Source organism: Erwinia sp. S43, assembly GCF_016624745.1.
Taxonomy (GTDB): domain Bacteria; phylum Pseudomonadota; class Gammaproteobacteria; order Enterobacterales; family Enterobacteriaceae; genus Erwinia; species Erwinia coffeiphila.
Genome location: NZ_JACVTX010000021.1, coordinates 46,582 through 60,628 on the forward strand (window position 1 = coordinate 46,582; position 14,047 = coordinate 60,628).

The window sequence follows — 14,047 nt, forward strand, 5'->3', positions numbered from 1 at the left end:
CCTGCAAGGGTTGGCGTTTTTATTTCGCTGACTAAGCTGCTCCACATGCTACAGCGACGGGCAACCTGCCCATGCCATCAGCATTCAGCATTCAGCATTCAGCATTCAGCATTCAGCATTCAGCATTCAGCCATTCTGGCGGATACGCATAATCAGCGCATCAATATCCGGCACGTGGTTAGCCAGCAGGATCAGGCTGCGGCCGAGGGTAATCGCCTGGCGCACGCACTCCACCTGCATCGCACGGTCATCGATGTTTTTAATATCGGCGACCTGCGACATGCCGACGGTACGGCGGATCAGCTCGGTGCCGCAGTAGCCGATAGTGTCACTCCACACCTTACCGAGGAACTCACGCGCGTATCCCGGCGTCGCCAGCGCGCGATCGGTACTCTTCTCGGCGGCCAGCGCCAGGAAGCCTTCGGCAAAGCTATTCCAGGTATCGCGCACGTCGTTCAGGCGCTGTTCGCGTGCATCGGCCGCTTCTCTTGGCACCAGCAATCCCGGCGCAGCGCAGTAGCTAATCAGCAGGTTACCGATCGCCGTGCCGATATCAAAACCAATCGGGCCATAGAAACCAAACTCGGCGTCGATCACCTTCAGGCGGCCTTCGGCAACGAAAATCGAGCCGCTGTGAATATCCCCGTGCAGCAGCGCTTCGGCATTACTGAAGAAACGATGCTTCAGCCCGGCAACCGCCACTTTCAGCTCTTCATCGTCGCGCAGGGCTTCGGCCAGGCGCTCCAGCTCACGCGGATAGGCGTTGCGATCGTGCTGCTCATAGGGTTCATTGAAGAACAGCTCCTCGGTGATGTCGCACAGTTCCGGGTTAGTAAAACGGATCACGTCCTTTTTCTTCTGATAGGGATGCTGGAAGAAATCAGAGGTATGGAACAGCGTCTGCGCCAGGTAACCGCCCAGCTGCGTCGCGGCCAGAGGATAGTTTTTCCCTTTTACCAGCTCGCCGCGCCAGATGGCGTGATCGGAGAGATCCTCCATCACCATCACCGCCAGATCGGCATCGTAGTGCAGGATCTTAACCGTGTGTTCCGGGCAAAACTTGCCGTGCTCAATCAGGGTTTCCGCTTCCAGCCTTGCCCGGTCCAGCGTCAGTGGCCAGGATTCACCCACGCAGCGGACGTAAGGCAGCGCCTGCTTGACGATAATCCGGCTCACGCCCTGGGTATCGAAAATCTTAAACACCAGGTTAAGATTACCATCGCCCACTTCCAGCGAATCAACCAGGCTGTCAGGATTATCCACGCCGCCAAACTGGCGAGCATATTCCACGGCATCCGCTGCGGTGAACGTACGGTATTGCGACATTAACCTAACCCCCATAAGACAAATTCGTTTTAATAAGCCGTTCAGACGTCTATACATCCATCAGCCATGTTGGCACAATGTATCGCCTTAAAGCAACCAGGATTTCACTTATGCAGACACTCAGCACCACCAGCCTACAGATCCGCGACAATCAACTGTGGATACTCGATCAGCAGGCCCTCCCGCAGAAAAAAATCTGGTGTCCGACGCCCGATGTGGCCAGCCTGGTCGAACACATCAAAACGTTGCGGGTGCGTGGTGCACCGCTGATTGGACTGTCTGCCAGCCTGCTGCTGGCGCTGCTGGCGGAACAGGGAATGCCGCGAGCTGAACTTGCGGAGGCACTGGAAACCCTGCGCGCTTCACGCCCGACGGCGGTTAACCTGATGAATAATCTCGATCGTATGAAGTTAGTGCTGGCGCAGGACAATTATGCCACTGCGCTGACCGAGGAGGCGCTGCGTCTGGTTGCTGAGGATAAAACGCTGTGTGACAACATCGCCGAAGCGGGCAGCACGCTGATCGTTCCCGGCAGCCGCCTGCTGACCCACTGTAATACCGGTGGACTGGCTACAGCTGGCGTCGGCACCGCGCTGGGGGTCATCGCCCGCGGCTGGCAGCAGGGAAAAGTCGCCAGTGTATGGGTCGATGAAACCCGTCCTTTATTGCAGGGTGGGCGCTTAACGGCGTGGGAACTGGGTGAACTCGGCGTCCCCTACCATCTTATTTGCGATTCAATGGCCGCCAGCCTGATGGCCCAGGGCAAAATTGATGCGATCTGGGTCGGGGCGGACCGCATTGCCGCCAACGGCGACGTTGCCAATAAGATCGGCACCTACAGCCTGGCGGTACTGGCGCAGTATCATAATGTGCCGTTCTACGTTGCCGCACCGCACACCACGCTGGATCGCCACTGCCCGGACGGCAGCGCCATTCCGATCGAGCAGCGCGCAGCCAGCGAAGTGACCGGCGTGGCGGGCAGCTTCGGTGACGTCACCTGGGCACCGGAAGGCGCACAGGTTTACAACCCGGCGTTTGACGTTACGCCAGCGTCATTAATCAGCGGATGGGTTCTGGATACCGGTGTGGTCACACCGGAGCAGGTGACTGCGGGTGTCTTCCAGCCACGCGTATAGTGGACTAAATCAGCGGGTCGGAAAGGGTCCGCTGTACCGAGAATGCCATTACCCATTGCGCACGGATCGCTGCAAGGCTATGGCTGACGCTCACTTCTCGTCGACACGTGTATTTCGAAGTGAACGGAGTGTGAAGTACGGGGTTCGGGGTTCGGGGTAAAGAGTACGGGGGCTGAAGCAGCGCCCCCGTTATGCAAATTATGGCAGGCGCGGATAGGCGTCAGCGATGGTGTCGCCGGTGAAATTGGCGATCCAGCCTTCCTGATTGTCGAAAATACGGATTGCGGTGAAGTGCGGCGCGGAACCCATATCAAACCAGTGCGCGGTGCCTTCCGGCACTGAGATCAGATCGTTTTTCTCGCACAGGATCTGATAAATGTGACCATCCAGATGCAGGCAGAACAAACCTGCGCCCTCAACAAAGAAGCGAACTTCATCTTCCGCGTGGGTGTGCTCAGAGAGGAACTTGGTGCGCAATACGTCTTTCTGCGGGTTATCCGCACGCATGCTGATCACATCCCAGCTCTGATAGCCTTTCTCGGCGACCAGGCGATCGATAGCATGCTGGTAAGCTTTGATAACCGTTTCAGAATCCGGGTTTTCCCCCAGATCGCGGTCGGCTTCCCAGCGCTCAAAGCGCACGTTTTTAGATTTCAGCTTCTCGGCGATTTCCGCCGCATCGGTACTGTGCCAGACCTGGGTGGCCGCATCGGTATCGGTAAAAATAGTCAGTGCACTCATGAATTCAACAGCTCCTGGTTAATCTGATCAAAACCTGAAACCTGGCGATGGCTGCTTTCGGCATCGGCCTCGCCACGTATTAACTGAAGGGTATTCCAGCCCGCTTCCCGTGCGGCGTCCAGCTCCTGGTGGATATCGGATAAAAACAGCAGTTCCGCCGCGGGTAGCGCAATCTGCTCCGCGATGTTGCGATAGGAATTCACTTCGCGCTTGGCACCGACGTGAGTATCGAAGTAACCGCTGAACAGATCAGTGATATCACCCGCATCGCTGTAGCCAAATAACAATTTCTGCGCTGCTACTGAGCCAGATGAATATACATACAGCGCGATGCCCTGCTGCTGCCACTGTTTCAGCGCAGGCAGCACATCGGCATACAGATGGCCGGTAAAGCTGCCGTTCAGATAGCCGTCGCGCCAGATCATGCCCTGCAGCGCTTTCAGCGCGGTGGACTTGCGATCTTCATCCATAAAGCCGTACAGCACTTCAATCAGCTCCTGTGACGTGGCATCCGGGCGGTTCACTTCAGCGCGCAGATCGGCCAACGCCTGAGCCACCGCAGGCTGCTGCTCGTTACCTTTAATAAAGGCAGGCAGGTTTTCACGGGCATAGGGGAAAAGAACGTTATGAACAAAGCGAATATCGCTGGTGGTGCCTTCAATATCGGTAACAATAGCGCGGATCATTTGCTCTCCAGAACGCGGCGTTGCAGTTCGCACTGGAAAAGGAATTCCAGCCCTTCAAGATGGCGGCGCGCCTCGTTAACGTCTTTGCCCCAGCAGGTCAGACCGTGGCCGCGCAGCAGAAAACCGTAGCGCAGCGGATTCTTCGCGGCAAACTGCTCGATACGCTTCGCCAGGCCATCAATATCCTGATCGTTATCGAACAGTGCAATCGGCACGCAGTCCAGATGGCTGTGCTGGCCCACCAGCGTTTTCTGCATTTCGTAACCCTGCAACTCCAGCGCAGCGCCTTTCTCCACACGTGACAGCACCGTTGAGTTAACGGTGTGGGTATGCAGAACGGCTCCGGCTTCGGGGAACAGACGATAAATCAGCGTATGCAGACCGGTTTCTGCGGAAGGTTTACGCCCCGAAGGCACGCGATTACTGGCAATTTCTACCTGAATAAAGTCATCGCGGGTCAGGCTGCCCTTGTCTTTACCGGATTCACTCAGCAGGCAAAACTCCGCGTCCTGACGAACGGACATATTGCCGCCGGTGGCCGGAGCCCAGCCGCGTTCGCCAATCCAGTGACAGGCGCTAACCAGCTGATCCAATTGTGAGGTCTGGGTCATCTCTTTTTTATTCCTCTGGGACTATTTTATTCAGGGCTTACATTTAGCCGTCTAAGCGTCTCGATTGCCAAATAGTATCACCGTGATATATTGGCAGCAACACAGGACACAACATCATAAAACCGCATTCAGCAAGGGTTGTAACCATGAGCCAGACGTCATTCACGCCAGAGAGCAAGCTGCCCGCACTGGGCACCACCATCTTCACACAGATGAGCGCGCTCGCCCAGCAGCACAACGCGATCAATCTTTCCCAGGGATTCCCCGATTTTGACGGCCCGGCCTATTTGCAGGAGCGCCTGGCTTATCACGTCAGCCAGGGCGCTAACCAGTACGCACCAATGATCGGCGTGGCGCCGCTGCGTGAAGCCATTGCGCAGAAAACTGCTGAACTCTACGGCTACCTGCCGGATGTAAACAGCGAAATTACCGTCACCGCCGGTGCTACCGAAGCACTGTACGCGGCAATTACTGCGCTGGTGCGCCCGGGCGATGAGGTAATCTGCTTCGACCCGAGCTACGACAGCTACGCCCCGGCGGTGACGCTGGCAGGCGGTGTTATGAAGCGTATCGCGCTACAGCCGCCCGGCTTCCGCGTTGACTGGGCGGAATTCACCGCTCTGCTGTCGCCGCGCACACGCCTGGTGATTCTCAATACGCCGCACAACCCTTCCGCGACCGTGTGGCAAAAAAGTGATTTCGCCCAGCTGTGGGAGGCCATTGCCGCGCAGGAAATTTATGTCCTGAGTGATGAAGTGTACGAGCACATCTGCTTTGATGAAGCCGGACACGCCAGCGTGCTGGCGCATCAGCAGTTGCGCGAGCGGGCGATTGCCGTTTCTTCCTTTGGCAAAACCTTCCATATGACCGGCTGGAAAGTCGGCTACTGCGTGGCCCCCGCCGCGCTGAGCGCGGAAGTGCGTAAGGTTCACCAGTATCTGACCTTCTCGGTCAACACCCCGGCGCAGCTGGCGCTGGCCGACATGCTGCAGCAGCACCCGGAGCACTACCGCGAGCTGCCGGAATTTTACCGTGCCCGCCGCGATCGTTTTGTTGAGGCGCTCTCCGCCAGCCGCTTTAAGCTGCTGCCCTGCGAAGGCACCTACTTCCTGCTGGCGGATTACAGTGCTATCTCGGATCTCGACGATGTGGCATTCTGCCAGTGGTTAACAAAAGAAGTGGGCGTGGCGGCTATTCCGCTGTCGGTGTTCTGTGCCGATGCCTTCCCTCATAAACTGATCCGCCTGTGCTTCGCCAAACAGGAAGCCACGCTGGATGCTGCTGCGGAGCGACTGTGTCAACTTTAAAAATTAGCGTACTCCAGCAACCGCTGGTCTGGATGGATGGTGAAGCCAACCTGCGTTTCTTTGATTCGCTGCTGGACGGCCTGAAGGGTCGCGACCTGATTGTGCTACCGGAGATGTTCACCACCGGTTTTGCTATGGAAGCGGCGAAAAGCTCGCTGGCTGAAAGCGAAGTGATTAGCTGGCTGCAGGCAAAAGCCGCAGCGACCCACGCAATGGTGGCGGGCAGCGCGGCGATCCAGACGGCAAAAGGCGCGGTTAACCGCTTCTTCCTCGTTGAGCCGGGCGGCGCGGTGCACTTCTACGATAAGCGCCATCTGTTCCGCATGGCCGGTGAGCACGAGCACTATCTGGCGGGCGATCGCCGCGAAGTGTTCGAGTGGCGCGGCTGGCGCATTCTGCCGCAGGTGTGTTACGACCTGCGCTTCCCGGTGTTTGCCCGCAACCAGAATGATTACGATCTGGCGCTGTACGTGGCGAACTGGCCGGCCCCGCGCGCCTTGCACTGGCAGACGCTTTTGCAGGCACGAGCGATTGAAAATCAGGCCTATATTGCCGGATGCAACCGCGTTGGCACCGACGGCAACGGCCACGGTTACAGCGGCGACAGCCGGATTTTCAGCCCGCTGGGCGAAGTGCTTGCCGCCGGAGAGCCGCATCAGCCAGCGATTCTTGAAGCGGAGCTCTCACTGGAGAGCCTGCGCGAGTATCGCGAGAAGTTTCCGGCATGGCGGGATGCGGATGCATTCAGCCTCTAATCACATAAACGGCCCGACACGGGCCGTTTCTTTACCACGCGGGCAGATTATTCCCCCGACATAATTGGCGAAAATTATTCCCCCGACATCATTGGCGAAAGATGGCGATACAGAGAACGGAATCGTGCTTGTTGCTCGAGATACTGCGCGTGCAGTTCAACATCGGGAATATGCTGCTGTTCAAGCGGCAGCGGCGGCAGGAGATCGCTAAAGGTGCTGTGGGGCGACAGGGCAAGCTGCGCCAGCCGAGCGGCTCCCAGCGCCGGTCCCACATAGCCCCCCGTGCGGTAATCCAGCACTTTGCCGGAAATATCGGCCAGCATCTGCCGCCACAATGGGCTACGCGCACCGCCGCCAATCAACGTGATGCTGTCGGGATTCACCCCGGCTGCGTTCACCACGTTCATTCCGTCGGTCAGCGCAAATCCCACGCCTTCCAACACCGATTTCGCCAGTTCCGCCTGACCGTGTTCATGACCTAAACCAAAAAACACGCCCCGGGCATGCGGGTTATTGTGCGGCGTACGCTCCCCGGAAAGATAAGGTAAGAAGAGCGGTCCGCTCGCGCCGGGCGCGGCAGACTGCGCCTTCTCGATCAAGGCGGGAACGCTACCCACGCCAGTTAAGCGTGCGGCCCAGTCCAGACAGGAAGCGGCACTGAGCATCACCGACATCAAATGCCAGCGGTCGGGCAGCGCGTGGCAAAAAGCATGAACCGCACTGTCAGGATTACTGTGGTAACCCTCGCTGACCGCGAAATACACGCCGGACGTCCCCAGCGACAGCATTGCCGCACCGGGATCGACAATACCGGCTCCCACCGCACCGGCCGCGTTATCGCCACCGCCCGCGACGATCGGCACCGCCGGAACGCCCCACTCGCGGGCAACGCTAGCGTGGAGGACGCCGGTGATGGCACTGCCCTCAAAGAGTTCAGGCATATGGCCTCGGGTCAGGCCGCAGCTTTCCAGCATGCGGTCGCTCCAGTCGCGGCGGGCCACATCCAGCCACAGCGTGCCGGACGCATCCGACATATCGCTGGCAAAGCGGCCCGTCATGCGAAAACGCAGATAATCTTTCGGCAGCAGCACCTTATCGATTTGGCGAAACACATCCGGCTCATGGCGCGCCAGCCAGAGCAGCTTTGGCGCGGTAAAGCCCGGCATCATCAGATTGCCGGTTATGCCTCTTTGCTCAGGAATGGCCTCCTCAAGATCGCGGCACTCTGCACCGCAGCGGCCATCGTTCCAAAGAATGGCCGGGCGCAGTACCCGCTGCTGTTTATCCAGCAGCGTGGCACCGTGCATCTGCCCCGCCAGCCCGATCGCCTTCACGGCGGCCAGCGAATGCTGCTGGCCCAGTGAGCGAACGGCGCTATCGGTGGCCTGCCACCAGGCTTCCGGGTTCTGTTCGGACCAGAGCGGATGAGGCCGCTGCAACGTCAGTGCTGCCGTATGAGATGCAATCACTCGTCCCTGTTCATCCGCGAGGATCGCTTTGACGCCCGAGGTGCCGAGATCGATACCAATGTACATGTTGAGTATCCTGGACAGGCGCCACCGGCAGGTGGCGCAAAAGAATTAACCGAAGAGGTACCGATTAACGAGATTTTCCAACTGCTCCTGGCGGCCGCTCTGGTGCTGAGGCGCCAGGTTGTTTTCGCTGGTGTAGTCAGCAAGCGCTTCCAGAGACAGATTGCCCTGCAGGATTTGACGCCCCTGTGGACTGCTCCAGCCGGCATAACGATCGGCTACCGTCTGCTCCAGCTCGCCGTCCTCAATCATCCGCGCCGCGACTTTGAGCGCCAGCGCCATGGTATCCATCCCACCGATATGACCGTGGAACAGATCGTATTTGTCCGTGCTTTGACGACGGACTTTGGCATCAAAGTTCAACCCGCCGCTGGTCAGGCCACCGGCCTTCAGAATTTCATACATTACCAGCGCATTTTCCTCCACGCTGACCGGGAACTGATCGGTATCCCAGCCGCACTGCGGATCGCCGCGGTTGGCGTCAACAGAGCCAAAGATACCCAGCGCGATGGCGGTCGCAATCTCATGATGGAACGAGTGACCCGCCAGCGTGGCGTGGTTCGCTTCCAGATTCAGCTTAATTTCATTCTCCAGGCCGAACTGCTTGAGGAAGCCATACACGTTCGCCGCATCATAGTCGTATTGATGTTTAGTCGGCTCCTGTGGCTTCGGCTCAATCAGCAGAGGGCCGGTGAAGCCGATTTTATATTTGTGCTCAACAACCAGATTCATAAAGCGTCCGATCTGCTCGCGCTCCTGGCGCAGGTCGGTATTCAGCAGCGTTTCGTAGCCTTCGCGGCCGCCCCACAGCACGTAGTTTTCTCCACCCAGTTTGTGCGTGGCGTTCATTGCATGAAAGACCTGCGTCGCCGCCCAGCAGAAAATCTCAGAGTTTGGGTTGGTCGCCGCACCGGCAGCATAACGGGGATTAGTGAAACAGTTCGCGGTGCCCCACAGCAGCCTGACGCCACTCTCTTCCTGTTTGCGAGCAAGGACATCGGTCATTTCCGCCAGGTTGCTCTGATACTCCCGCACCGACCGGCCTTCCGGCGACACATCGACATCGTGGAAGGCATAGAACGGCACATCCAGCTTGTGGAAAAACTCAAAAGCGACGTCCGCTTTCAGTCTGGCCAGCTCAAGTTCGTTCCCCACTTTCTGCCACGGGCGGTCAAACGCCCCAACGCCGAACATATCTGCGCCGTTCCAGCAGAACGTATGCCAGTAACAGGCGGCAAAGCGCAGATGATCTTTCATGCTCTTACCCAGGATTATCTCATCCGGGTTGTAGTGGCGAAATGCCAGTGGGTTGCGGCTCTGTGTGCCTTCGTAGCGAACTTTATCTAACCTGTCGAAATAGATGCTCATTGCAGACTCCGGGTTGAAGGATGATGAATCTCCGTGTTGCCTCATCCTCTGCGTAATGGCCCGACGCCTCAATTGCGATATTTCACGACCCGATTGCGAGAATTTGCAACCGTGCTGGCGATCACACTCTTCAGCAACTCCCACGGCGACAAAACATCAATCCATTGAAATTAAAAGATAAAAATAAGACGAATCAGGGTTCGCTGTGGCGATTGTGCTCCCGGTATTCTCCTGGTGTGATGCCATACGCTTTTCGAAATACCGCGTAGAAGTACGGCAGTGAGGCATAGCCACAGACCTGTGCAATCTCGGTCACGGGCAGCGGCGAGGCGCTGAGCATCTCTCTGGCGCGGGTCAGTTTTTCCGCGTGGATCATCGCATGCAGCGATTGCCCCGTTTCTGCCTTAAATCGGCCGTCGAGGCTGGTCCGGGAGAGGCCAACAGCATCCAGCACCTGCTCCACGCGGATCCCCTGACAGGCGTGGCCACGGATAAAGTGCATCGCCTGAATCACCACCGGATCGCTCAGAGAACGATAATCGGTCGAACGCCGACCAATCACCCGTTGCGGAGGAATAAGAATGCGTTGCAGCGGCAGCGGCTCGCCGTCAAGCAGGCGCTGGAGAAGCCTGGCGGCCTGAAAGCCCATCTGCCGGGTTCCCTGAACCACAGATGAGAGAGACACGCGCGACAAATAGCGCGTCAGCTCTTCGTTATCAATACCGATAACGGACAGCGTGTCCGGTACCGGAATGTTCAGATGCTCACAGGCCTGAAGAATATGACGAGCACGAGAATCGGTGACGGCAATGATGCCGCAGTGGGCAGGAAGTTGTTGCAGCCAGTCAGCCAGCCGATTTTGCGCATGCTGCCAGCTTACCGCCGAGGTTTCGCTTCCCTGATAAATGCGCAGCGGGTAGCCGTTGCGGCTGGCCAGCTGTCGAAAGGCCATTTCACGCTCCTTCGCCCATCGATGATGACGGCTGTCCGGCAGGCCGTAGAAGGCAAACTGCGAAATTCCTTTTTGTTGCAGGTGGCGCCAGGCCAGTTCGACCTGGGCAAAGTTATCCGTAGCGATATAGTGAACCGGCGGATACGGCGAATGCAGGAAGGAACCGCCCACCCCCACCACCGGCACCGCAACGCCATCAAGCTGTGCCTCGATATCCGCATCGTCATAGTCTGCAATAACCCCGTCACCCAGCCAGTCAGCAGCCGGAGCTGAGCGCATACGAAAATCATCTTCGATAAAGATATCCCACCGGCTTTGCGATGCCTGAAGGTACTCGCCCACGCCCTCAATAACCTGCCGGTCATAGGCTTTGTTGGCATTGAACAACAGGGTAATACGATGGCGCCGGGTATCCCGGCGATGGGGATGCCATGCCATATCGTCTCCGTTACGCCGGGCCATCTGAGGATAGCGTTCAGCCCTCGTTCAGCGATTGATAAGAGAAGTAGTCGAAATCGGCAAAGGCGTTCTCCCCGGTGAAATCCTGGCAGCAGATCCCGACAAAAGCCCCGGTAAAGCGCTCGTGTCCACGCTCTTTAAAGTATTCATCGGACAGTTTGCTGTATTCCACATAGCTCCCCACGCGATGCCACTCCCGCTCATCAAGGGAGTAAAAGAACCAGGCGGCATCGTGGTCCACTTCCACTTTCAGATACACCGGGCCGTCATCGTCGAGGACGATACCGTCCCCGCTCGGCTCACTGAACCGGTTAAGATCGTTAATCAGCAGATTGACGGTGCGTCTGCCGTGCTCATCACGCGTGAGATAAAGGTAAAGGTAATTGGTCGTGTCGTAGTAGCAGACCAGCCCGGCCATCTGCTGGAAGGAATCGGGCTGGAAATCGATACGGGTCTGCGCCCGGAAGGCAAAATCGGTCTGCCTTCTGGCCACTAAGCTCTGGTGATGATGGGAACTGAGGGATTCCTGGCCATGCAGGCGAAGCCAGCCCTTCCGCGCCGTCAGGCTGCAAAACGCGTCGGTCAGGGGAATGCGCAGGCTCTGGTAGTGCAGCGGCAGTACAGGCGCATCGAAGTCATCTCGCGCCGCTGTCGCTGGCCAGGGTTTTTCCAGCAGCAGCGTATGGACCACCAGCTCCGGGGTGTTTTTCTCATTCACCAGCCGCAGCCAGCCGTCCTGGTTCCAGTACACTTTCTGGATGGCAGTTTCCCTGCCCATTGGGCTTCTACCCCGCGACGGCAGCGGCCTGCCGCACAGGTGAACGATAAACCACTCCCCCTGCCCGGTTTCAATCAGATCCGCATGGCCGGCGCGTTGAAGGGGCAGCTGGCAGTCATAGCGGGAGGTCATCATCTGGCCGCAGGGATCGGTTTCATACGGCCCCATGAGCTCTCGGGATCGCGCCATGGTCACGCCGTGATTGTAGAAAGTGCCTCCTTCGGCAGTCAGCAGGTAGAACCAGCCATCGCGTTCATAAAGATGCGGGCCTTCGGTGATCCCCAGTTCGCTGCCGTTATAAATTTTTCGGCACTCTCCGATAAGCTGCTTACGCTGTTCATCGTACTGCTGGATGATGATGCCGTTCCATTTTGGGAAGCCGGGCTTTCCGCCATCGCGATAGCTCATTTCCATGCTGACCAGCCATTTGGTGCCGTCACTTTTATGGAACAGAGAGGGATCGATGCCCCGGCTGTTGAGATAGGTGGGTTCTGACCATTCACCTTCGATGTCCGACGTGCTGACAATATAATTATTCACATCCCAGAAGCGGCCTGTCAGATTTTTAACATCGCTAAAAACCAGATAAAAAATACCTTTATCAAACGTCAGGCAAGGTGCAAAAACGCCACCGGAATCCGGGTTGCCTTTCATATCCAGCTGGCTGACCCGATTTAAGGGATAAGATATCAATTTCCAGTTTTTTAAATCGTATGATTTATACAGGCTCACGCCGGGGAACCATTCAAAAGTCGATGCGGCAATATAATAAGCATTGTTCGCAAAGATAATCGACGGATCGGGATTAAATCCGGGTAAGATGGGATTAGTAATGGTGGTCATCTTGCTTCTCCTTTCACGTCTGACAGCACGCCGTTAGCGGCCTCGTTCTCATTGCTGCCGTCAGGATGTTTCGGGCTGAGATCGTAATTTCTCAATACCAGAATCAGGCTGAGAATTAACAGTGCGGGGATAATAGTAAAAATTAATCTGATGCAGAGCGTGGCCGAATCCAACTGGGTTGGCACGTTGCCCACGTAGCCGCCGACGGTGAGTATCCACCCCATCAGTGCGCCACCCACGGCAATACCAACCTTGATCGCAAAAATATTGGTGGAGAAAACCAGACCGCTGAAAGACTTGCCGGCTTTATTCTCAATATTGTCGATAATATCGCTGAGCAGGTTCCACTGCAGCGGCGTCGCCGTTGAGTTGATGACGTGAATACAGCCGATAATGCAGCAAATCAGCACCGCATGCTGCGAAGGTATAAAGAACAGCGCAATCATAATCAATGCCTGCACCGACATCGCCAATTTATAGGCAAACACCCGCTCTAATCGGGAATAGAGGGTAGTGGTAAACATTGAACCAAAAAACTTAGCTCCGAGAATGATGGTCAGAACCACGCCGACCAGCTCGGGCCGATGAAGATAATAGGTAACAAAATACATCGCCCCACCGGTCTTTAATATTCCCGCCGTCAGGTTAATTACGTTTAGCAGGAATAAACGCCGCCAGTTGGCATCCGACGTCAGATAGCGAAGCTCGCTGAATACCATGCTGAATTTTTGTGATTTATCCACCGGGCGGATATAGCGTTCCTGGGTCAGGGCGAAGCAGAGATAAAACATCACGGTGCTGGCCACGCCCATCAGCACCATGGCATAGAAATAGCCCTGCTGAAGGTTGCCGCCCCCCAGCACTTTAGTCAGCGGCAGCGCCACGGCGGAAACGATAATCCCGCCCAGCGCCGCGAAGGCAAAGCGGTAGGACTGCATCGACAGCCGTTCATCGGGGTCCTGAGAGAGATTATTGATCATCGCGCAGTACGGCACATTCACCAGCGTGTACAGCAGGGAGAGCGCCGTATACGACACGTAGGCATAGATAATTTTACCACTTTCACCCAGATCCGGCGTGAAAAAGGTCAGCGAGCCGAGAATACCGAACGGTAGGGAAAACCAGAGTAAGTAAGGCCTGAACTGGCCGTGCCGGGTTGAAGTGTGATCCGCCAGGAAGCCAATATAAATATCAAAAAAGGCGTCAACGATGCGGACAAAAAGAAACATCACGCCCATATGAAAGGGGCTGAGGCCGTAAATATCGGTGTAGAAGTAGGCCATAAACAGCATGATGGTTTGCCAGATGATGTTCGATGCGCCATCACCCAGCCCGTAGCCAATTTTCTCTTTAATCGTCAGCTTGGACATAGATTACCTTCTGGTGTTGTGTCTACAGGTTCAGGGAGTAGCGGGCCAGCTGGTATCAAAAATAGGCTTTATCGGGGCGGGTTAATGTAGAGAGATTGCGGCTTTATATAATTTTTTTGCGCTTTGAGTGTAACGACGATCACCCTTTTGAAAAAAGCAATTCGTCTAAGCAACAGCTTCAGG

12 protein-coding genes are annotated in these 14,047 nt (G+C 56.6%); 3 read left to right on the forward strand and 9 right to left on the reverse strand.

Features of this window, described 5'->3' with window-relative positions; all coding sequences use genetic code 11:
* Window positions 1-126: 126 nt before the first annotated feature.
* Window positions 127-1,326 (reverse strand): S-methyl-5-thioribose kinase, encoded by a 1,200-nt coding sequence (gene mtnK, locus IBT47_RS20055; protein ID WP_105590700.1) that lies wholly within the window; start codon window positions 1,324-1,326, stop codon window positions 127-129.
* 110 nt (window positions 1,327-1,436) lie between these two features.
* Here mtnK and mtnA point away from each other — a divergent pair, with 110 nt between their 5' ends.
* Window positions 1,437-2,462 (forward strand): S-methyl-5-thioribose-1-phosphate isomerase, encoded by a 1,026-nt coding sequence (gene mtnA, locus IBT47_RS20060; protein WP_200562488.1) that lies wholly within the window; start codon window positions 1,437-1,439, stop codon window positions 2,460-2,462.
* 198 nt (window positions 2,463-2,660) lie between these two features.
* On the opposite strand, the gene IBT47_RS20065 is transcribed toward mtnA, so the two are convergent.
* Genes IBT47_RS20065 through IBT47_RS20075 form a run of 3 tightly spaced genes read right to left on the reverse strand, consistent with a single transcriptional unit; the run spans window position 2,661 to window position 4,500 of the window.
* Entirely contained in the window at window positions 2,661-3,203 is a 543-nt protein-coding gene (locus IBT47_RS20065) for an acireductone dioxygenase (protein ID WP_200562491.1), read from the reverse strand.
* The gene (mtnC, locus tag IBT47_RS20070; RefSeq protein ID WP_200562494.1) at window positions 3,200-3,889 is read right to left on the reverse strand and encodes an acireductone synthase; all 690 of its coding nucleotides are present in this window, start codon (window positions 3,887-3,889) and stop codon (window positions 3,200-3,202) included. The genes IBT47_RS20065 and mtnC overlap by 4 nt, the downstream gene beginning before the upstream one ends.
* Complete coding sequence (locus IBT47_RS20075; RefSeq protein ID WP_200562496.1) at window positions 3,886-4,500, reverse strand: methylthioribulose 1-phosphate dehydratase; 615 nt, start codon at window positions 4,498-4,500, stop codon at window positions 3,886-3,888. The genes mtnC and IBT47_RS20075 overlap by 4 nt, the downstream gene beginning before the upstream one ends.
* Before the next feature lie 146 nt (window positions 4,501-4,646).
* Here IBT47_RS20075 and IBT47_RS20080 point away from each other — a divergent pair, with 146 nt between their 5' ends.
* Together IBT47_RS20080 and IBT47_RS20085 are read left to right on the forward strand one after the other, a co-directional pair.
* Entirely contained in the window at window positions 4,647-5,807 is a 1,161-nt protein-coding gene (locus tag IBT47_RS20080; RefSeq protein ID WP_200562499.1) for a pyridoxal phosphate-dependent aminotransferase, read from the forward strand.
* Window positions 5,795-6,562, forward strand: coding sequence for an amidohydrolase (locus tag IBT47_RS20085; RefSeq protein WP_200562502.1), 768 nt, complete (start codon window positions 5,795-5,797; stop codon window positions 6,560-6,562). Before IBT47_RS20080 ends, IBT47_RS20085 begins: the two co-directional genes overlap by 13 nt.
* 74 nt (window positions 6,563-6,636) lie before the next feature.
* Here IBT47_RS20085 and xylB read toward each other — a convergent pair whose 3' ends face one another.
* The 5 genes from xylB to IBT47_RS20110 all read right to left on the reverse strand — a co-directional run bounded on the left by xylB (window position 6,637) and on the right by IBT47_RS20110 (window position 13,864).
* Entirely contained in the window at window positions 6,637-8,097 is a 1,461-nt protein-coding gene (gene xylB, locus IBT47_RS20090; protein WP_200562504.1) for a xylulokinase, read from the reverse strand.
* A gap of 45 nt (window positions 8,098-8,142) precedes the next feature.
* Window positions 8,143-9,462, reverse strand: a complete 1,320-nt coding sequence (gene xylA, locus IBT47_RS20095) for a xylose isomerase (protein WP_200562507.1) — start codon at window positions 9,460-9,462, stop codon at window positions 8,143-8,145.
* Window positions 9,463-9,655: 193 nt separating this feature from the next.
* The gene (locus tag IBT47_RS20100) at window positions 9,656-10,852 is read right to left on the reverse strand and encodes a DNA-binding transcriptional regulator (RefSeq protein WP_200562510.1); all 1,197 of its coding nucleotides are present in this window, start codon (window positions 10,850-10,852) and stop codon (window positions 9,656-9,658) included.
* Window positions 10,853-10,889: 37 nt separating this feature from the next.
* Window positions 10,890-12,494 carry a glycoside hydrolase family 43 protein gene (locus IBT47_RS20105; protein WP_200562514.1) on the reverse strand — a complete coding sequence of 535 codons (1,605 nt, stop codon included), beginning with the start codon at window positions 12,492-12,494 and terminating at the stop codon, window positions 10,890-10,892.
* Window positions 12,491-13,864: a glycoside-pentoside-hexuronide (GPH):cation symporter gene (locus IBT47_RS20110; protein WP_200562516.1), complete on the reverse strand. Its 1,374-nt coding sequence runs from the start codon at window positions 13,862-13,864 to the stop codon at window positions 12,491-12,493. Before IBT47_RS20110 ends, IBT47_RS20105 begins: the two co-directional genes overlap by 4 nt.
* Window positions 13,865-14,047 lie beyond the last annotated feature (183 nt).

What these genes read in the sequence shown, in the direction of transcription:
- mtnK (WP_105590700.1), bottom strand. Translation starts at nt 1,326, where the DNA reads ATGTCGCAATACCGTACGTTCACCGCAGCGGATGCCGTGGAATATGCT.
- mtnA (WP_200562488.1), top strand. Translation starts at nt 1,437, where the DNA reads ATGCAGACACTCAGCACCACCAGCCTACAGATCCGCGACAATCAACTG.
- IBT47_RS20065 (WP_200562491.1), bottom strand. Translation starts at nt 3,203, where the DNA reads ATGAGTGCACTGACTATTTTTACCGATACCGATGCGGCCACCCAGGTC.
- mtnC (WP_200562494.1), bottom strand. Translation starts at nt 3,889, where the DNA reads ATGATCCGCGCTATTGTTACCGATATTGAAGGCACCACCAGCGATATT.
- IBT47_RS20075 (WP_200562496.1), bottom strand. Translation starts at nt 4,500, where the DNA reads ATGACCCAGACCTCACAATTGGATCAGCTGGTTAGCGCCTGTCACTGG.
- IBT47_RS20080 (WP_200562499.1), top strand. Translation starts at nt 4,647, where the DNA reads ATGAGCCAGACGTCATTCACGCCAGAGAGCAAGCTGCCCGCACTGGGC.
- xylB (WP_200562504.1), bottom strand. Translation starts at nt 8,097, where the DNA reads ATGTACATTGGTATCGATCTCGGCACCTCGGGCGTCAAAGCGATCCTC.
- xylA (WP_200562507.1), bottom strand. Translation starts at nt 9,462, where the DNA reads ATGAGCATCTATTTCGACAGGTTAGATAAAGTTCGCTACGAAGGCACA.
- IBT47_RS20100 (WP_200562510.1), bottom strand. Translation starts at nt 10,852, where the DNA reads ATGGCATGGCATCCCCATCGCCGGGATACCCGGCGCCATCGTATTACC.
- IBT47_RS20105 (WP_200562514.1), bottom strand. Translation starts at nt 12,494, where the DNA reads ATGACCACCATTACTAATCCCATCTTACCCGGATTTAATCCCGATCCG.
- IBT47_RS20110 (WP_200562516.1), bottom strand. Translation starts at nt 13,864, where the DNA reads ATGTCCAAGCTGACGATTAAAGAGAAAATTGGCTACGGGCTGGGTGAT.